This is a genomic window from Pseudozobellia sp. WGM2, from assembly GCF_017810075.1.
Lineage (GTDB): Bacteria > Bacteroidota > Bacteroidia > Flavobacteriales > Flavobacteriaceae > JADNYK01.
In genome coordinates, this window is record NZ_JADNYK010000066.1 from 1 (window position 1) to 244 (window position 244).

General features: G+C 33.6%; 1 pseudogene. It reads left to right on the forward strand.

What is annotated here, in order from left to right:
* Window positions 1-244, forward strand: a pseudogene (locus IV512_RS19835) (hypothetical protein); the annotation flags it as partial.

The window sequence follows — 244 nt, forward strand, 5'->3', positions numbered from 1 at the left end:
AAGACCTTTCCAAGCAGCTACATTTTCTGGACTTAAAATAGAGAACCCTGTCAATATATGGACAGGAAAAACTAGGGTGATTATTAAAAGCTATTTCAATCCTAAATTTTCCTATTTCAAATCTTCTGAAAGAGACAGTAGCGTTCTTGCTCATGAGCAACTTCATTTCGACATTACTGAAATCTACGCGAGAAAGTTAAGAAAGGAAATAGTTGAAAAATGCTCCAATCAATACGATTTATTT